We start from the raw sequence: 19541 nt of genomic DNA, 5'->3' as shown, positions 1-19541 counted from the left end.
GGAAAACTTGTGTTTTCGCAATTCCTTTGGTATATATGAATATTGTTCATAAAAAGGTCGGAAAGGAAGACAACAAGTGAAGACAGAGAAATTTTTTACCCATCCGATTGGCGTATTTATTGCTGCAATAGTAGCAACTTTTTTATGGGGAAGCGCATTTCCTTTTATTAAATTAAGTTATGTTGAACTTGGAATTCAACCACAAGAAGTTGGAGAGCAAATATTATTTGCCGGTTATCGTTTCTTTTTATCTGGATTCATGCTCTTATTATTCTTTAAAGTGTTAGGAAAAGATATGAGCTTCAAAAAAGGAACGGGGAAACAGTTAATACAAATTGGTTTATTCCAAACGTTTCTTCAATATATCTGTTTTTATATTGGAATGAGTTATAGTTCGGGAATTGAAGGAGCTATCATTTCAGGGACATCATCATTCTTTCAAATTTTACTCGCCCATTTTTTATATAAAGATGATGCCCTCAATATGAGAAAAATAATTGGCGTATCGATTGGCTTTTGTGGCGTCGTTTTAGTAAATATGCCAAGTGATGGTAGCTTATCATTTCATTTTGGAATCGGAAGCTTATTACTTCTTAGTGCAGCAATGCTGTATTCATATGGAAACATATTAGCGAAAGAAGGTAGTAAAACGTTAGATGTTGGCTATATGACAGCATACCAAATGATGTTTGGTTCTATAGGATTATTATGTATAGGGGCTTTACAAGTTGGAGTAATGCCATTTACATTTAGTCTACATGCACTACTTATGCTGATTTATTTATCTTTCTTATCTGCAGCTGGTTTTTGCATTTGGAATACAATTATGAAGTACAATAAGGTTGGAAAAGTATCTATGTATATGTTCTTTATACCCGTATTTGGTGTGTTATTATCGAGCATGATTTTAGGTGAAGCAATTCATTCATTTGTGTTACTCGGTTTAGCATGTGTAGCCGCGGGAATTATTGTGGTAAATCGGACGCCAGCTAAGCAAAAAATAGAGAAAGAAAAACAAGTAGCATAGAAAGCAGAAAAGCGATTACAATGGAAGAACAGTACTGTTCTTCTTTTTTTATAGAAAAAGGATAATAGACTAAGTGTAACGAAAAAAGATACAAAAAGCATTTATTGAGGAGAACATATTATGAATCTACTTTACGTGGTGTTAATTGGGCAAATACTTCTTTTTTTAATTGGTGCAATTTATGCAATGCGGCAGACAAAAAGAACGAAAGATAATATGCCGTTACCTTTAGCAATCCGTCTTATTCTTAGTTTTTCTTTAACAGGTAGTGCAATTTGGATATGGTTACAAGATCCATCTGTAGAGTATAGTACGTGGGTTGCACTTGGTATGACTTTATCGACTGTGGGAGATTTGTTTATGGCTGGGCTGATTCCAATTGGTCACAGGTTAATTGGTGGGATGGTTACTTTCGCTCTTGCTCATTGTTTTTATGTAAAAGCATTTTTGCAAACAGGAATTTCGTGGAATGGTTTTTGGATTGGCTTACTCGTATATGGGCTCTTTCTAATTGTAGGATGGTTCTTCTTTATCCGAAATGATAAACAGGATAAATTGTTTACGATAGGAGCTCTAATTTACGGATTGTGGGTTGGAGGAATGGCTTGCTTTGCATTCGCCTTATATTATGAAAATACAGGAATATGGTGGATACCAGCGTTTGGTGGTTTACTGTTTGTGATTTCTGATTTTATTATTGGCGTGACAGATATCGGAGGGCGTAAATTGAAGTATGAGCCACTTTGGATTTGGTTTACATATGTAGCTGCTCAAATGTGTATTGTATATGTGGGATTATAAAAAGATACTCTCAAAATAGTGAATAGACTATTTTGAGAGTATCTTTTTTGCTTGTTTAATTTGATCAGTATTGCCATTTTGAAATTTCTAATATTATAATTTTATAATTCAGAATTTTGTAGAAAAATAACGGTTGTATTATTTATAATAAAAGTAAAAAGATGATGAGATGGTGAAATGATGCAAAAGAAAAAACGTTGGCGTGAATTCTTTGGAACTATTGCAATTGCATGTTTATTGGTGTTTTTGGCGAAAATTTTTGTGTTTTTCCCTACGACTGTAAAAGGAGCATCTATGAGGCCAACGTTGCAAGATGGAGATAAGGTAATTGTTAATAAGTTAGCAAAACAATTTGAAAGCTATGGGAGAGAAGATATTATTGTTGTGAAAACAGATAATTTTTATGTCAAAAGAGTGATTGGATTATCTGGAGATATAATTGAGATGAGAAATGATCAATTATATGTAAATTCTGAAGTGAAAGATGAAGAGTATTTGGATAGTAATAAAAAACAAGCAGAAAAAAAACTTATGAATTTAACAGAGGACTTTGGACCGATTACAGTTCCTAAAAATAAGATTTTTGTTATGGGAGATAATCGCTTAATAAGTAAAGATAGTAGAAATGGTTTAGGTTTTATTGATAGAGAAGATGTGTTAGGAAAGTTAGCAGGCATTTATTATCCGTTTGAACATATGAAAATAATAAAGTAAAAAACCAAGCAAATTTTAGTTTGCTTGGTTTTTTTGTTAAACAGTAGGAGATTCGTTAGATACAAACATATCTTCATGTTTCTTTGTAGTACTTAAAACGAATTTATGTTGTAGCAATTGTAGTTTAAATAACGCCAAAGGATCATGATATGTTTCTGGATTGCTTCTTAGCGTTGCTAATGTTTGCTCGTCTTCCTTTATCTCAAGTTGAGCTGCATCCACATTTTGTTTCAATATGCTAAGTGGATCTTTAAAGAACATCATGATATCACGTTCTAATGCACCTTCAAATACTTCAAATTGTAGGAAGAATTGTTTTGAAATTGTGTGAGCAATTTCTGTATAGTCTTCTGTTTCAATATATTGTTTATATTTGTTGGCGAGCATAGATTGGTTTTTTTGCATATTACCAAATAATTTTCCGGCACTTTTTAAGAAAAACTGTGTTGGTGTAAAGCGTAATAAAATATTGATGTTCGTTACTGTAATTCGATTTGTCATTCGTACAACATCTCGATTCCAATCATCTAATAATTTGAAATCGCAAGGAAGTTTCATACGTTCTTCTTTATATAATTTATTAAACGTTTCACTCATTTCATCTAAATAAGCTTGAGCTTGAATAAATTCATTATGTGCTGTTTCAATCCATTCTTGAATAGACCCAGTAAATTTAGGAAGAAGTACCTGTTGTACATGCTTTTGAACTCGTTCATTCATTGCAGCATTTAATTCTTCATGAACTAGTTTGAAATCACTATCTTCTTGAACAAGATCAGAGCAGCTCTGTAATAATTCAGGAATTTGAGAATGTATATCTCGTGTAATTTCTTCTTTCGTTAAAAGATAGGATTCGGTAATAGAGCGAATTTTATCTTTTTCAAGAGCAGTAAGGTTATTAATAAATCCAGTAAGTTTCACTGAGATGTGTTTATTCCAGCGTACGGATTTTACTAATGTATTTTCTAATTCCACACGTTCATTTATGAGATAAGCAATTGTCTTTTGCGTAAACCATATTAGCTTTTCTATACGTTCTTTTTCTATATCGCGTTTTGCAAGATTAGAGAGAATAGATTCTGTTACATCTCCAAGTTGCTGACTACTCTCTTGCGAAGGAGAGTATGGGAAGAATTGTGCATCTGGAAAATGTACTTTAAGTTTACTAATTAGTTTTTCATTAGTAGTCGTATTATTTGTGTGTAATACGAAGTGAATTTGTAAGTTTGGTACTTGTTCACGTAAATAAATTAACGTATCAATTTCTTCACTATGCAATGGTGAAGAAGAATTTAATACGTAAACAAGGCTATCTGCTGCTTGTAAGTATTCAAAGTATGCATTGTTTTTATCCAATTGTCCTTGAATGGATGGTGTAATAAGAAATGTAAACTTATTTTTTCTTAAAAATCTACTTGGTAGCTTAATTTCTATACATTTTTTCTCAAGTTCTGACTGAGCAGATGTAGCCGCTATTTGATGGAATTCATCAAGGTTAGAGATATTTCTAATATCTAACTCGTTAAATTCTGTTATTTCAGTTTGACTAGCGTCTTTAAATAGAATAGGAGTTGTTAAAGTTTCAGTTAAGATGTTCTCTCCTAATATTGAATTAACAAATGATGTTTTATCATGGTCACTAGTTCCAGCTATTAGTAGTGGTGTGACATTTAAATCACATAGTTCATGGACGAGTAGCGTAAATTGATGACTTAAATCTACATCATTTTTCTCAGCCCATACAGCGATTGTTTCGAATAAATGAGAAACTATTTCCATATTTACATCTGCTTCAGCTGATGTATTAGAAAGTAAGGATCCAGCACTTTTTACGAGTAATGATTCTAAGGTTGTAGGTGAGACTTCATTCCATGCTAATACTGCTGCAGAGACAACTAGAGAATCTTTTGCTTTCGTTAAACTGAACCAATTTGTTAATAGATTTGGTACAAGTCCGTTTAATTCATGCATAAAATGATTTCCGGTAATTAATGCAAAGTATGTTTCTTGATAGCGAGTAGAAATTTCATTCCAATCGTCATTATTGTCTGTTTCAATATGCAAGAATAAATGATTAATACTTTGAATCCAAGGAAGGTATAAGGATTCATGTTGGTAGCTATTCCAAAGAGCAATAACAAGTTCTTTAAATTGAGCTTGATCAACAGCATATAGAGCTTTTAAAGACTCATAGAAATATTCAGGCTTAATATTTTTAGTAAATCCTTTGTTTATGTAATTTATTAATGTATCAAACCAGTGTAAAGATTGTGTTCGAATACCTTCTTGAACAGCTAGTTCGATAGCGTTGTTCCAATCTTCTTGTTTTTCATAGAAAGAACGTGCAATTGCAGTAATATTTGGGTAATCCGGTTGGAATGCAACAGCTTCACTAATCGTCTTAAAAGCAAGTCCTAAACGATCTTGTTCGATATAAAGAGAAAGAAGTTGTAATGAAACTTCCATCGTAAGAGTTGTATCTTCTGTTTGAATAGATTGATAAATTTCTTCTGCCTTTGGTAGGAATCCTAGTTCAAAATAAGCATCTGCAATATTTTTTGTTGCCCAAAGTGCAAGAGTATTATTAACTTTTTCCCATTTAAATATAGCTGCTTCAAAATCTTTATTTTGATAATAAAATTCACCTTGAGCAAATCGAATATTAGAAATGTTGGAGAATTCATTTTTAGATTCATTTATATATGCTTCACCGAGTACTTCCGATGCAGGAGTAGAAGTTTCTTCTGTTAAAAATGTTTTATAGTAAACTTTTTGAATAAATTGATTTTCAATGGTCATGTTCGTTCCCCCCTGTATAATTTAGAAAAATGATGTTGTATGTAAAAGGGTTCATGTTCTTTTAATAGGTAGAAGTTGTATTATATAGACCAAACTATGTTTTTGGTAGATATATCATTTTTCTTGAGAGTTAAACCGTTGCGAAAAGTAACTTTCCTTTATTGTAACAAAAAAACACGCATATGAATTTTTATTTTTTATCAGGACATTTGCAGGCAGTAAGAATCTAATCTCAAAATTAGTGAATGTAAGTGAGTTATGTGGGAGTCGGGATGTCTGTAGAAGCAAGATTGGCATAGGTTAATAATTACAAAACTCCCACTGATTAAAGTTTCACTTTATCTCTGTTAAAGGAAAGAATAGAAGTAGAGTTCATTATAAAAACAATGTATAGTGAATATGTATACCATGTTTGCCTTAAAGATAGAAAGGGTACAATGTGGAATAACGATCGTGCATAGGATGTGTCTTCCGAATGGAACAACATATTGGCGAGTTAATCGCGCATTATGGCTATTTTGGAATTGTTATAGCTTTGGCTGGTGGGATTGTCGGATTACCGATACCAGACGAGTTTTTATTGACCTTTGTTGGTTATAATGTTTCAAAAGGAGTTATGTCAGGAACTGCTGCTTTTTTAAGTGGGATGGCTGGTGCGATGTTAGGGATCACGTTAAGCTACATATTAGGTTTAAAACTTGGGCTCCCTGTTTTAAAGAAATATGGGCCGAAAATTAGAATTAAAGAACATCACATTGAAAAAACACATATTTTATTTGAAAAATATGGGCCATTTCTTTTAATGATTGGTTATTTTATACCGGGAGTACGTCATTTAACAGCATATTTTGCTGGGGTATCAAATTTGACACTTTGGCGTTTTTGTTTGTACGCTTACGGTGGTGCGCTCATTTGGATAAGTGTTTTTATTGGGCTTGGCTGGAAGTTAGGCGAGAAGTGGCGCTTCGTTGAGTATAGTTTACATCATTATGGAATATGGATTTTATTAATTTCAGCAGTTGTTACATGTGTTGTATGGTTGTACATAAAGAAAAAGAAAAACCGCTAATAGCGGTTTTTTTAGCTGAAAGCAATAAATAATACACCAGCTGTAATAAAGACTACACCAACACCGGTCATAAAGTTTAACTTTTCACCGAGGATAATCATAGCGAGAATGATAGAAAATACGACGCTTAATTTATCGACAGGAGCTACTTGTGAAACCTTTCCTGTTTTGAGGGCAAGAAAATAAAATAGCCATGACGAAGCACCTGCAATCCCACTTAATGTGATAAATAGCAGTGCTTTTTTATTTAGCAGTACGTCGCCGATATTTTGAAATTTACCTTGTATGATAATAACGCCTATCATAAATAATGCCATAATAATAGATCGAATTGTTGTTGCAACGTTTGCATCGATGCCGTCTAAACCAAACTTTCCAAAAATCGATACAAGGGCAGCAGCAATTGCTGATAATAGTGCAAATAAGAGCCACGAACTCATAGTAAAATTCCTCCAATCTTACAGTATTATACATGAAAATGATTCTCATGTATAAAGTTGAAGCAATTGAGGTTTATAGGAAGCGCGACTTCAACTTAACTTCTTGTTCCACCTGAATTTTAAGGTGGGAGTTTGACTGCCCGCAAATAGTGGGCTAAATAACGAAATAATCCCCACCTTATATTTTTAATAAGGTGGGGATTATTATACTACTCTGCAATTTCCTCATATAAAAAGTACGTTACATTATAAATATGTTCTACTTCATCGTCTGTCATAAACAGTAATTCATCACGCTCAATCCCTTTTTTCTTTTCAATAAACTCAATCATGTTTTTGCGTTCTTCTCTCTTCATCAATTTTATTTCTCCTCTCAATCTGTTTTAATACAGTTTATTTAAGTTACTGCTATTATATAACAGAATCTTTAGAAAGTTCCACCTATTTTATTGTTTTTTTCAAAAGAACTTTTCGACAAAACAAGCCCACCTAAGGGGGGGCTTGTTTTATTTTATAGTCGTAAAAACTCAGGCTCCGTCGTACCGGCACCATCGATGTAATAAATTGTGTCGGGATTGATTTTTATCAATACGTAATTAGGGTCTTCAGGACCGAGTAACCAACGTTTTAAGCTATTATTCCAAAACTTGTTTTTTAATGTCGAGTCTTCCTCGATTGAAGCTAACCCTTCAACTTCAATATAATCTTCATCTAATTTTTTTCCTTCTCGTCCGAGTAATACATGGACATTAGGATTGTTTTCAATATCTGTTATCTTTTTTGATTGTCGATCTGTTGCAACGTACAGTACAAAATCTTCATGGAAAAACATCATAAAGGCGCTATGAGGTTTCTCATTTCGTACTGTAGATAATACACCGGTACGTTGACCTTGAATAATAGTTGCGATTTTTTCTTTTAAGTGCATAATTTTAACCCCTTTTCACAATTTATAATTCTGTCTGTTTAAACAAGATAATTTAAATATCTTTCATACTGTTTTCTTCAATCCGATTTTTTAAACGTAATTGTGATGAAATCGGACAAGTTAGGAGAAGAATAATAATAATATTGTAGAGAAATACATACGATGGAAGGGTGAAAAGCATGTTTAATAAAATATTTCTTATAGTAGCACTTATAGGTGTACCACTATCTGTACTTGGAAAAACACTTCATTGGCCAGAAACAATTATGTTCGCTGTGTATTGTATTACGATTATCGCGTTAGCTGGTTTTATGGGGAGAGCAACAGAGAGTTTAGCAATTGTATCTGGTCCTAGAATAGGCGGATTATTAAATGCTACTTTCGGTAATGCTGTTGAACTTATCATTTCAATTTTTGCACTTCAAGCAGGGTTAATTGAAGTGGTGTTAGCTTCTTTAACGGGTTCTGTACTTGGAAATTTATTATTAGTAGGAGGACTATCCTTCTTTGTAGGTGGACTTAAATATAAAAGGCAAAGCTTTAACGTTTACGATGCAAGGCATAATTCAGCTTTATTAATATTTGCTGTTGTCGTGGCCTTTGTTATTCCAGAGATCTTTTCAATGAAGATGGACGTTGGCAAGACGTATCAATTAAGTATAGGTGTTTCTATTATTATGATTATCATGTACATTGCTGCATTACTATTTAAGTTAGTTACGCACCGTGGTGTATATCAACATAAAAGTGACGAAGTAGCGCATGAAGAAGAGCCAGAGTGGTCGAAAGGGAAGGCACTCCTTATTTTAGCGATAGCAACACTGGCGGTAGCTTATGTATCAGAGGCGCTCGTGCATACTTTTGAAACTGTTGCAAAATCATTTGGTTGGTCAGAATTATTTATAGGGGTTATTATCGTTGCAATTGTTGGAAATGCAGCGGAACATGCATCTGCAATTATTATGGCTTATAAAAATAAAGTAAATATTGCAGTCGAAATTGCAATAGGTTCTACATTACAAATCGCCATGTTTGTTGCTCCTGTACTAGTATTGCTATCTATGTTCTTCGCGCAGAGGATGCCTTTAGTATTTACCATACCAGAACTTGTATCTATGATTACAGCCGTTTTCTTAACGATTGCGATTTCAAATGATGGAGATACAAACTGGTTTGAAGGCGGCACTTTACTAGCGGCGTATGTCATTATGGGAATTGGTTTTTATTTATTATGAAAAATAGGCATAACAATTGTGCTCAGAGAAAACAATAAACAAAGTAGTATATATACCTTTACATAGGAAGGAGCCAGACAGGTGAAACGAGTATACAGCATATGTCTTTCAACTATGGTCTCGTTTATTTTATTATTTCCTAACATGAGTTTTGCAAAGACAACAGTAGGAACAAAAATGCCTTCATCTGTTTTAAATATTTCAAAAGACAATACATTTCCAAATGATGCGCAAGATTTGCCACGTTTACAGCCAAGTAAGTTTGCTCAAGAACTATTGAAAACAGCTAATATTAAAATTGAAAATCCAGACTTAATTCGGATGTTTAATGAAACGACAATTTCAAATGCGCCGCTTGCAGTAGGGTACCGGGCAAAAATTTATTTAGGTCAATGGGCTTTACATTATGAATCAGTAGACACATCGATTAATTGGGAATATAAACAAGTGAATCGAAATGTGTATGATAATCGCGGAGGAGACCGTTTATATCCACTTCGCTATAAGCAAGAAACACAAAAGACGGTTGAAGGCGATTTAACAGCAGATATGAAAGATGCTGCAGATGTGAAAAAAATGATGCTTCTCAAAGCGCTTGAAAAAGTACAATTGCCCCTTTCGTTTAAAACAACTATTGGTTATGGTACTGGACATGAGCGTGTGTATAATATTAGTCCGAGTCAACTCGGATATTTATATGCTTATACACCAGCAGTAAATGAAAAGGGAAAAGTAACATTTGGAGAAGTGTATCTTGTATTAAAGGGAAATCAAAAAAGACTTGTTGTGAAAAATATTACTTCTCAAGGAATTGGAGCGGCGATTCCAATTCATGATTATTTATTTTTTAAATTCATTTCTTCCTCCCACTCGCAATAACATAAAAAAACGTCAGCTTATAAGCTGACGTTTTTTATAATGTAATGTTTGCTGTTTTTGATAAGAAATCTTCTGTCGGATAGTAGCTGTTTTTTACAAGAACATTTGGTCCAAGACATTTTACTGCAGGACAGTGACAGCTTAATGATTTTGCTGTTTTTGAAGCACTCCATTTGTCATATGCTTCTTGTAATGTGTTTGTTTGTATGTTTCCTAGAAGTGGAACATCACCAAAGTCCGTCACAATAATATTTCCATCGAAAATATTTACATTTAAACGAGAACGGCCATCTGGATCATTACGAACAGTGACATTTTTGCTCTCTTGTAATTTTTTAAATGTGGCAATGTCTCGCTCGTCATCGCTACAAGCATAGAAAGGTAACGTTCCAAATAACATCCATACATTTTCATCGCGAATTTCTAGTAAATGCTCAATAGCATCACGAATTTCAGCTTTTGTTAAAATCTCTAGATTACTCGCGAAGTCACTTGGATACATTGGGTGAACTTCATGACGTTTACAGCCCATCTCTTCGACGATTTGACGGTGAATATGTTCAATATGTGGTAGAGTTCTTTTGTTTAACATTGTTTCGGCCGATACAAGTACACCTGCATCTGATAGAGCCTTACTATTTGTAATCATTCTTTCGAATAATTTTGCACGTTGTTCGTAAGTAGGTTTACGCTCCATCATTGCAAATCCGCCTTCAACGAAGTCATCAATTGTTCCCCAGTTATGAGAGATATGCAACACGTCTAAATAAGGAATAATTTGTTCGTAACGTGCTAAATCTATAGTTAAGTTAGAGTTGATTTGAGTGCGAACGCCTCGTTCATGGGCGTATTTTAAGAGTGGTGTTACATAGTTGTCGACGGATTTTTTTGAAAGCATAGGTTCTCCGCCAGTAATACTTAAAGAACGTAAATGAGGAATCTCATCTAATCGTTTTAATAAAAGATCCATCGGAAGCGGATTTGGGTCTTTCGGCTGTAACGTGTAACCAACAGCGCAATGCTCACAGCGCATATTGCATAACGTCGTCGTTGTAAATTCAACATTTGTTAATAGTAGTTTGCCGTACTCTTCAAGGTCCATATACGCTTCCCATGGATCGTAAGAAGGAGTAATCGGCTTCATTTTTTGTGATATCGTCATATGAAATACTCCTTTGACTATTGAAATAACAATTTGTCCATTCTCTATAATAGAAGAATATGTGCTTTTTATAAAGTGAAACTTTTTAGCGTGAAAAGAGAGAGGGCTTACATTATAGTGGATGACTGTGACAAAATTGATGAAATTTCATGCCCATAGCAATCATTTTTGCGGTATAATAAAAGCAACTCGAATTAAAAGGAGAGTGCCTTCATGGGAAAAGCAATTCAAGATAAAGATACACAATTAGTATATTTAAAAGAGCGTTTAAATATGTTCATTGAAGTAATTGATACAATTGAACCTGAAGAAGTAGAATTAGAAGATGTAGATCGTCTTCTTGCAATGTTAGATGAATTAGAATTAAAATGTGAGCAATTTAAAAAAGACGAATAATATATTAAAAAGGCTGCCAATTCCAATTTGGTAGCCTTTTTCTGTGCGGATAATAGAAGGACGATAGAAAAAGAGGTATAATCAAGTTGTGAAAAATTTCATTTATGCTTTAATAGCGTGAAACAAATAAAAAGCTAAAGAGCATAACAATGGAATTTTCAGCTCATAACGTTTTGGTAGCGTTCACAATTGAGGGGGAAGTAACAATGGAAAAGCTTCAAGAAAGCATGTATCAACTAATTGTTGAAACGTCAACGAACTTACCGAAAGATGTTCGTCGTGCGATTCAACAAGCGAAAGAGCGAGAAAATGCAGGGACTCGTTCTGCGATGGCACTTGGCACAATTACAAATAATATTAAAATGGCTGATGATAACATCTCACCGATTTGCCAAGATACAGGGATGCCAACGTTTAAAATTTATACACCAGTTGGTGTGAACCAATTAAAGTTGAAGGAAGCTATCTATAATGCGCTTGAGCGGGCGACAAAAGATGGTAAACTTCGTCCAAATTCTGTTGACTCTCTTTTTGGAGACAATAGTGGAAATAATTTAGGACCAGGTACACCGGTTATTAAGTTTGAACAATGGGAAAAAGATTATATTGATGCACGTTTAATCCTAAAAGGTGGTGGCTGTGAGAATAAAAATATTCAATATAGCTTACCGTGTGAACTAGAAGGACTTGGACGAGCTGGCCGTGATTTAGAAGGAATTCGTAAATGCCTTCTTCATGCAGTATACCAAGCACAAGGTCAAGGATGTAGTGCTGGTGTAATTGGTGTTGGTATCGGGGGAGACCGCACATCAGGTTATGAATTAGCAAAAAATCAATTATTCCGTACATTAGATGACGTCAATCCAGTACCAGAGTTACAACAACTTGAAGAGTACGTATTAGAAAATGCGAATAAGCTTGGCATTGGTACAATGGGATTTGGTGGAGAAACCACTTTACTGGGCTGTAAAATTGGCGTGTATAACCGCCTGCCGGCTAGCTTCTACGTATCTGTGGCGTATAATTGCTGGGCATATCGCCGCCTAGGTGTAACAATCCATCCTGAAACAGGTGAAATTATGGATTGGTTATATCAAGAAGGTGAAGATACACTTCAGCATGAAGCACAAGAAAAAACAGAGCAACGTGAGATTGTATTACAAGCACCAATTACAGAAGAGCAAATTCGTGGACTTCGCGTTGGTGATGTTGTAATAATTAATGGCATGATGTATACAGGTCGTGACGCAATCCATAAGCATTTAATGGATAATGATTGTCCAGTAGATTTAAATGGACAAATTATTTACCACTGTGGTCCAGTTGTTGTGAAAGATGACAATGACAATTGGCAAATTAAAGCGGCAGGTCCAACGACAAGTATTCGTGAAGAACCGTACCAAGGCGATATTATGAAGAAATTTGGTATTCGCGCTGTTATTGGAAAAGGCGGTATGGGTGCGAAAACATTAGCGGCTTTAGAAGAACACGGCGGCGTGTACTTAAACGCAATTGGCGGTGCGGCGCAATATTATGCTGAATGTATTAAAGAAGTGAAAGATGTTGATTTCTTACAATTTGGTATTCCAGAAGCAATGTGGCATTTACGCATTGAAGGTTTTAAAGCAGTTGTAACGATGGACTCTCATGGTAATAGTTTACATGCAGATGTTGATAAAACATCACTTGAAAAATTAGCGAGCTTTAAAGAGCCGGTATTTAAATAAACAAAAATGCATCTCGAATCTTTCGAGATGCATTTTTTGGTATATATAGAAAAACATGCACAGCATGAAAGTAAGTAAGTAAACAGAAACTACAGGTACGATTATATATGGAAAGGAGACTATTTATGAAATATAAATGGTTATATATCGGTCTCATTTTTTCAATTATGATGGCACTTGTTCCAGTTTCGGCATTGGCTTATACAAATACTCCACATAACTGGGGAATCCCGCGTCCTAAAAATGAAACAGTACCAGATGCAGGAAAGTTATATACGGATTTACTGCAAAAAAATGGCGGGTTTTATTTAGGAGATACGAAGAAAAAAGATATTTATTTAACATTTGATAATGGATATGAGAATGGATACACAGGGAAAATCTTAGATGTATTAAAAGAGAAAAAAGTACCAGCAACTTTCTTTGTAACTGGGCATTACATTAAAACACAAAAAGATTTATTGTTAAGAATGAAGGATGAAGGACACATTATTGGAAATCATTCTTGGAGTCATCCTGATTTTACAGCGGTAAATGATGAGAAGCTTCGTGAAGAATTAACGAGTGTAACGGAAGAAATTAAAAAAGTAACTGGGCAAAAAGAAGTGAAATATGTACGTCCTCCGCGCGGCGTATTTAGTGAAAGAACGTTAGCTCTTACGAAAGAAATGGGCTACTATAATGTATTTTGGTCACTTGCATTTTTGGATTGGAAAGTGGATCAGCAAAGAGGATGGCAATATGCGCATAATAATGTTATGACGATGATTCACCCAGGATCTATTTTATTACTTCATGCAATATCAAAAGATAATGCAGAAGCACTTGCGAAAATCATTGATGATTTGCGCGAGAAAGGGTATCATTTTAAAAGTCTAGATGACTTAGTAAAAAGCAATCAACCGTAAGCATGTATGCTTACGGTTTTCTCATGCTATAATGATGTGTAAAAAGGATGGGGAAACGTATGTGGAGCGAACATGTTACGTTAGAGTATCCGTATCATTTTGAAGAAGTATTAAAACGTTTATCTTTTGATCCTCTTAACGTCATTCAATTAGATGAGAAAGTCATTTATATCCCGCTTTGTATAGACGAGGAACAGGTTATTGTTCGCTTACAAGGGATTGGTACTGTTCAAAATCCACAGTTTTGGATTTCTAGTCAGACAGGAAATCCGGAGAAAGTCATGAAACGAATGAGGGCCATTTTTCATTGGAATGAACCGTTTCAAGATATACAAAATCATTTTTTAAACACATCATTACGTCCACTATTTGAAACATATGCTTATACTCCAATTATTTTAGAATTTGATTATTTTGCTTGTCTTCTTCGCTGTATCATTCACCAACAAATAAATTTGAAATTTGCTACTGTGTTAACAGAACAATTTGTGAAACGGTATGGAATAGAGAAGAACGGTGTATTCTTTTTCCCCACTCCGGAAATAGTAGCAAATATTTCAATAGAAGAATTGAGAGAGCAGAAGTTTAGTCAGCGAAAGGCTGAATATATAGTAGGATTAGGTCGAAGTATTGTCAGTGGTACATTAAATTTAGCGAGTATAGAAAATGGGACGGAAGAAGAAGTTTCAGCACAATTGTTGCCAATTAGGGGAATTGGTGCATGGACAGTGCAAAACTTTTTAATGTTTGGGCTTGGACGGAAAAATATGTTCCCGAAAGCGGACATTGGGATTCAGCGTGCAGTGCAAGGTATATTTCAATTAGATGATAAACCTGATGATGCATTTTTAGAAAAAGTGAAACAAGAGTGTGAACCATACTGCAGTTATGCAGCGTTATATTTATGGAAAAGTATAGAGTAGAGGTGTAATAATGATACAAAAGCAACATGAGAGTAAGTTGGAAGTTGGTCAAACGTTTCCTGTGACAATTAAACGTCTTGGGATTAACGGAGAAGGCGTTGGTTATTTTAAGAGACAAGTTGTTTTCATTCCAGGGGCATTACCAGGAGAAGAAGTTGTTGCAGAAACAACGAAAATTCAGCGTGGCTTCGCTGAAGCGAAAGTGAAAAAAGTTCGTAAAGCTTCACCGCATCGTGTGAAAGCACCGTGTCCAGTATATGAGGAGTGTGGCGGTTGTCAGCTGCAACATTTAGATTATAAAGAACAATTGAATCAAAAGCGTGATATCGTTGTACAAGCATTTGAGAAGTACATGAAAAACAGTATGGAAGAGAAAATTCGTCCAACGCTTGGCATGGAAAATCCATGGCATTACCGTAATAAGAGTCAATTACAAGTGGGGCGTAAAGACGAAAAGGTTATTACAGGGCTATATAAACAAAACTCACATCAGTTAATTGATATTGCTCACTGTATGATTCAACATAAAGCAACGAATGAAGCGACAAAAGTTGTAAGACGTATTTTAGAAAAATTAAATGTTTCTATTTACAATGAGAAAAAACAAAAAGGTTTAGTACGCACAATTGTAACACGTACTGCAGTTCAAACAGGGGAAGTACAAGTTACACTTATTACAACAAAAGAAGAATTACCAAATAAAGAACAATTTGTTGCAGAAGTACAAAAACAGATGCCAGCGGTTAAATCAATTATGCAAAATGTAAACTGGCGTAAAACATCTGTTATTTTTGGAGACAAAACATTTAAATTAGCTGGAAAAGAAGTAATTCAAGAAACACTTGGCGATTTATCATTTGAATTATCAGCACGTGCATTCTTCCAGTTGAATCCAGAACAAACAATTGTTTTATATGATGAAGCGAAAAAAGCAGCTGCGTTAACAGGCGATGAGAAAATTGTAGATGCGTATTGTGGTGTTGGTACAATCGGACTTTGGCTTGCAAATGATGCAGCGGAAGTACGTGGTATGGATGTAATTCCAGAAGCGATTGCAGATGCAAGAAAAAATGCGAAGCGTCACGGATTTACAAATACGAAATATGAAGCAGGTAAAGCTGAACAATGGTTACCGAAATGGGTAAAAGAAGGATGGCGTCCAGATGTAATTGTTGTCGATCCACCACGTACAGGTTGCGATGATAAATTACTGGAAACAATTTTAAAAGTGAAGCCGAAACAAGTTGTGTATGTGTCTTGTAATCCTTCTTCATTAGCACGTGATGTACAAGCATTAATGAAGAGCTATGAAGTGGAGTATGTGCAACCAGTTGATATGTTCCCGCATACAGCTCACGTAGAAAATGTAGTGAAGCTTGTTAGAAAGTAAAGTTTATTAATATTCCCTCATGGTATGAGGGAATATTTTCTATGAAGGAGAATATTATGCATAATTATAAATTAACGATTCAGTACGATGGTGCACGTTTTAAAGGATGGCAACGTCTCGGTAATAACGATAATACGATTCAAGGAAAAATCGAAAGTGTCATATCTGAAATGATCGGAAAAGAAATTGAAATTATCGGTTGTAGTAGAACAGACGCTGGTGTACATGCTTTGAATCAAGTTGCTAACTTTCAAAGTGATGAGAAGTTAGTGGAACATAAAGTGAAAAAATATTTAAATCAATATTTACCTAATGATATTAGCATTACGAATGTGGAAGAAGTACATGATCGTTTCCATGCTCGTTACAATTCTAAAGCAAAAACATATCTGTATAAAATTTGGAATGAAGAGCATACAAATCCATTTATGCGTAAATACAGCATGCATGTGAATAAAAAATTAAATGTGAAAAGCATGAAAGCAGCTGCAAAACATTTAGTTGGTTCACATGACTTTACTGCTTTTTCAAATGCGAAATCAAAGAAAAAATCTATGGTTCGAGAAGTATATACACTTGATGTGATGGAAGAGGCAGGGTTTGTACAAATTAGAGTAAGTGGTAACGGCTTCCTTCATAATATGGTAAGAAAAATTGTTGGGGCATTAATTGAAGTTGGATTAGGACAATTAGATGCTGAAGCAATTCCAAACATTTTAGAAGAAAAGCAGCGCAATCAAATTAATTGTCTTGCTGAGGCAAGTGGGTTGTATTTAGAGAATGTTGAGTTTTAATGGCAAATAAAAAAATCGGGCTAAGTAGCTCGATTTTTTTAGTATTACGAAGATTTTTCATTTTTTATACGTAGCTTTAAATTCCAAAAAGCAGCAAGCATAATAGCTGCAAAGGAGCCAAAAATTGTTCCTAATAGCTTTGCATAAGGAGAGCTGCTTACATCGGCATTAATGAATAACATCATACAGAGCATGGCAGGGAAAAAGTATAAGTATTGTAATAACTTTAATTTTTTATCATTACTCATATATATAGCCCCTTTCTAGCATGTTATACGTTTATTATAACATATTTTACCAACTTGTTTTTGCACTTGGAGACATGTTCATTTCATATGTGTAAATGCAGTTTTTTAATTCGATATTGTAAGTTTTGCCTACTTAATCCTAAAAATTTTGCAGCTTGTGAAATGTTGCCATGATTCTCTTTAAGAATTTGATTAATGTAGTTCTTTTCCATTTTTTCTATTGTGTGTTTTAAAGTTTTAGGTGCATCAGTATTGTGATTAGTTAGTGCATGCTGCATATTGAATTCTGTTTTTATTCGTTCACGAAAGCGAGTAGGCATATGAAACGCTGTAATGATGGTTTCATCTTCTATCAAGTTCATGGAACCTTCAATTATATGTTCCAACTCCCGTACGTTTCCAGGCCAATCGTATGCATAGAAAAATTCTCTTACATTTACATCTACATCGGTTACGTTGAGCCCAAATTGAGTATTATATTTTTCAATAAAGTGCTGAACAAGAGCTAGAATATCTTCTTTTCTTTCACGTAAAGGCGGAAGACATAAAGTAACGACGCTTAATCGGTAATATAAGTCTTCTCTTAATCGATTATGTGCGATGGCTTCGAAAGGATCTTCATTGATAGTTGCTATAATACGAACATCAATTTCTTTTTCGTGTGTGCCTCCGATTCTTCGTATTGTTTTTTCTTGTATAGCTCGTAGTAACTTCGCTTGAAGTGCTGGACTTAATGAGTTGATTTCATCTAATAACAAAGTTCCTCCATTCGCTTCTTCAAATAAACCAGCTTTATCGATAGCTCCTGTAAATGCACCTCGGTTTGTACCGAATAATAAGCTTTCCATGAGTGTATCAGGTATAGCGGCACAGTTCTGTGAAATAAAGGGTTTTGTTGAACGCTGACTTTCATTATGGATGCTTTGTGCAAATAGTTCTTTCCCAGTGCCTGTTTCTCCTACTAGAAGTATGGAGGAAGATGTACGAATTACTCTTTTTCCTTCAGTAATGATTGATTGAATAGCTTCAGAATCACCAATTATGTGATCAAAGGTAAATTTAGTACTTTGTTTTCGAGAAGGGCCCATTCTTATTGTTTGCTTTAAGTTACTAATTTCTTTTGATATTTCAATAGCGCCTTTAATTTTTCCATTTTCTATTATAGGGAAAGTATCGTTAATCGTTGTAATTTCTTGTCCTTTATTGTTAAAATACGTTTGTTTTATATTTTTGTTTGTTTTTCCTAATTTTAATGCCTCTATAAGAGTACTATTTTTATTTTCTTCAAATGCAAATATTTCTAAAGGACTTTTATATAATACATCTGAGCGTTCCATTGATTCAATTTCCATCATTTTGCGGTTATAGATAATCGTTTTACTTTCCTCATTAATAATATGAATCCCGATATCGAGTTCATTGAGTAAAGTTTCATATAGCATGTTCATTTCAATGATCTGTTTAAAATTAATGTCTTCTGTACGCATAGATTATCTTCTCCTCATTTCACCCTATGAAGACTGACTTTTTATAATTTTATTAAAATTCTTATAAAACCGCAAAATTTTTTTGCTATTTTTCTTTTAAAACTTTTCAAATGATAGAAAAATTTTGCGGTTGTGCACGCTTTTTTGTGTAAAACTCTCATTTAATATATGAATTAGAGACTTGGTACGCATTTTGCATAAATAATATTTGAAATCTCTAGAGGGGAGAATATGAATTTTTACAGGATATACAACGTTTCGGTGTCAATTAATAAGAGGGAGGGGTTTATAAAGTGAAGACAGTTATAGAAGGTGTGTATAGTCCTTGTTATGGAAAAGTAGAGAAGTTATTTGTTACGGAAAGTTCTTACGTATACGAGTGGGAGAAATTAGCGTTAATTGAAACAATAGATAAACAGAAAGTAGAAATTAAGATAGGAATCAGTGGTTATATTGAATCATTAGAAGTAGTAGAAGGACAAGCTATTGCTGATCAAAAGTTATTAATAACAGTAAGGGATGACCTTTTAGTAACAGGCAGTGATTAATGTAAGTGATATGTATTTTTGCTATTTTAAATCATTATTTTTACGGTGAATAATTTTAAAAACGCT

20 protein-coding genes are annotated in these 19541 nt (G+C 34.2%); 13 read left to right on the top strand and 7 right to left on the bottom strand.

The window, feature by feature from the left end; genetic code table 11:
• The first annotated feature begins 76 nt into the window (after positions 1-76).
• The 3 genes from AC1Q51_RS23855 to lepB all read left to right on the top strand — a co-directional run bounded on the left by AC1Q51_RS23855 (position 77) and on the right by lepB (position 2542).
• Entirely contained in the window at positions 77-1027 is a 951-nt protein-coding gene (locus tag AC1Q51_RS23855; protein ID WP_000845702.1) for a DMT family transporter, read from the top strand.
• A gap of 120 nt (positions 1028-1147) precedes the next feature.
• Entirely contained in the window at positions 1148-1828 is a 681-nt protein-coding gene (locus tag AC1Q51_RS23850; RefSeq protein WP_001051080.1) for a lysoplasmalogenase, read from the top strand.
• A gap of 177 nt (positions 1829-2005) precedes the next feature.
• Positions 2006-2542 carry a signal peptidase I gene (gene lepB, locus AC1Q51_RS23845; RefSeq protein ID WP_000983310.1) on the top strand — a complete coding sequence of 179 codons (537 nt, stop codon included), beginning with the start codon at positions 2006-2008 and terminating at the stop codon, positions 2540-2542.
• Positions 2543-2578: 36 nt separating this feature from the next.
• Here the strand turns inward: lepB and AC1Q51_RS23840 are convergent, their stop codons facing one another.
• On the bottom strand, positions 2579-5341 hold the full coding sequence (locus AC1Q51_RS23840; protein WP_097946533.1) for a tetratricopeptide repeat protein: 2763 nt from the start codon (positions 5339-5341) through the stop codon (positions 2579-2581).
• Between the two features lie 475 nt (positions 5342-5816).
• Between AC1Q51_RS23840 and AC1Q51_RS23835 the strand changes: the two genes are divergently transcribed.
• The gene (locus AC1Q51_RS23835) at positions 5817-6410 is read left to right on the top strand and encodes a DedA family protein (protein ID WP_000434878.1); all 594 of its coding nucleotides are present in this window, start codon (positions 5817-5819) and stop codon (positions 6408-6410) included.
• Positions 6411-6421: 11 nt separating this feature from the next.
• On the opposite strand, the gene AC1Q51_RS23830 is transcribed toward AC1Q51_RS23835, so the two are convergent.
• From AC1Q51_RS23830 to AC1Q51_RS23820, 3 genes are all read right to left on the bottom strand, one after another.
• On the bottom strand, positions 6422-6850 hold the full coding sequence (locus AC1Q51_RS23830) for an EamA family transporter (protein WP_000100295.1): 429 nt from the start codon (positions 6848-6850) through the stop codon (positions 6422-6424).
• Positions 6851-7059: 209 nt separating this feature from the next.
• A complete protein-coding gene (locus AC1Q51_RS23825; RefSeq protein ID WP_000817786.1) occupies positions 7060-7206 on the bottom strand; it encodes a BH0509 family protein in 147 nt (48 codons plus the stop codon).
• A gap of 155 nt (positions 7207-7361) precedes the next feature.
• Entirely contained in the window at positions 7362-7778 is a 417-nt protein-coding gene (locus tag AC1Q51_RS23820; RefSeq protein ID WP_000550219.1) for a pyridoxamine 5'-phosphate oxidase family protein, read from the bottom strand.
• Between the two features lie 179 nt (positions 7779-7957).
• Here AC1Q51_RS23820 and cax point away from each other — a divergent pair, with 179 nt between their 5' ends.
• Both cax and AC1Q51_RS23810 read left to right on the top strand, forming a co-directional pair.
• Positions 7958-9013, top strand: a complete 1056-nt coding sequence (gene cax, locus AC1Q51_RS23815; RefSeq protein WP_000482136.1) for a calcium/proton exchanger — start codon at positions 7958-7960, stop codon at positions 9011-9013.
• 81 nt (positions 9014-9094) lie between these two features.
• A complete protein-coding gene (locus tag AC1Q51_RS23810; RefSeq protein WP_002098868.1) occupies positions 9095-9892 on the top strand; it encodes a YfkD famly protein in 798 nt (265 codons plus the stop codon).
• A 34-nt stretch (positions 9893-9926) separates the two neighbouring features.
• On the opposite strand, the gene yfkAB is transcribed toward AC1Q51_RS23810, so the two are convergent.
• Complete coding sequence (gene yfkAB, locus AC1Q51_RS23805) at positions 9927-11054, bottom strand: radical SAM/CxCxxxxC motif protein YfkAB (RefSeq protein ID WP_000156022.1); 1128 nt, start codon at positions 11052-11054, stop codon at positions 9927-9929.
• A 213-nt stretch (positions 11055-11267) separates the two neighbouring features.
• Here yfkAB and AC1Q51_RS23800 point away from each other — a divergent pair, with 213 nt between their 5' ends.
• From AC1Q51_RS23800 to truA, 6 genes are all read left to right on the top strand, one after another.
• Entirely contained in the window at positions 11268-11450 is a 183-nt protein-coding gene (locus AC1Q51_RS23800; RefSeq protein ID WP_000513558.1) for an SE1561 family protein, read from the top strand.
• A gap of 206 nt (positions 11451-11656) precedes the next feature.
• Positions 11657-13177, top strand: coding sequence for a class I fumarate hydratase (gene fumA, locus AC1Q51_RS23795; RefSeq protein WP_000413528.1), 1521 nt, complete (start codon positions 11657-11659; stop codon positions 13175-13177).
• A gap of 125 nt (positions 13178-13302) precedes the next feature.
• Positions 13303-14085, top strand: a complete 783-nt coding sequence (gene pdaA / locus AC1Q51_RS23790; protein ID WP_000875957.1) for a delta-lactam-biosynthetic de-N-acetylase — start codon at positions 13303-13305, stop codon at positions 14083-14085.
• 59 nt (positions 14086-14144) lie between these two features.
• On the top strand, positions 14145-15008 hold the full coding sequence (locus AC1Q51_RS23785) for a DNA-3-methyladenine glycosylase family protein (RefSeq protein WP_000269415.1): 864 nt from the start codon (positions 14145-14147) through the stop codon (positions 15006-15008).
• A 10-nt stretch (positions 15009-15018) separates the two neighbouring features.
• Positions 15019-16398, top strand: a complete 1380-nt coding sequence (gene rlmD, locus AC1Q51_RS23780) for a 23S rRNA (uracil(1939)-C(5))-methyltransferase RlmD (protein ID WP_000615211.1) — start codon at positions 15019-15021, stop codon at positions 16396-16398.
• Positions 16399-16454: 56 nt separating this feature from the next.
• Entirely contained in the window at positions 16455-17192 is a 738-nt protein-coding gene (truA, locus tag AC1Q51_RS23775) for a tRNA pseudouridine(38-40) synthase TruA (protein WP_000553114.1), read from the top strand.
• Between the two features lie 44 nt (positions 17193-17236).
• Here the strand turns inward: truA and AC1Q51_RS23770 are convergent, their stop codons facing one another.
• Both AC1Q51_RS23770 and AC1Q51_RS23765 read right to left on the bottom strand, forming a co-directional pair.
• Positions 17237-17440, bottom strand: a complete 204-nt coding sequence (locus AC1Q51_RS23770; RefSeq protein ID WP_000063861.1) for a hypothetical protein — start codon at positions 17438-17440, stop codon at positions 17237-17239.
• Between the two features lie 83 nt (positions 17441-17523).
• Positions 17524-18927, bottom strand: coding sequence for a sigma-54 interaction domain-containing protein (locus AC1Q51_RS23765; RefSeq protein ID WP_001258420.1), 1404 nt, complete (start codon positions 18925-18927; stop codon positions 17524-17526).
• 293 nt (positions 18928-19220) lie between these two features.
• Between AC1Q51_RS23765 and AC1Q51_RS23760 the strand changes: the two genes are divergently transcribed.
• Complete coding sequence (locus AC1Q51_RS23760) at positions 19221-19475, top strand: biotin/lipoyl attachment domain-containing protein (RefSeq protein WP_000859489.1); 255 nt, start codon at positions 19221-19223, stop codon at positions 19473-19475.
• Positions 19476-19541: the final 66 nt, after the last annotated feature.

The sequence above is a fragment of the Bacillus sp. MT94 genome, assembly GCF_058792475.1.
This window is presented reverse-complemented; position numbering and strand designations above follow the sequence as displayed.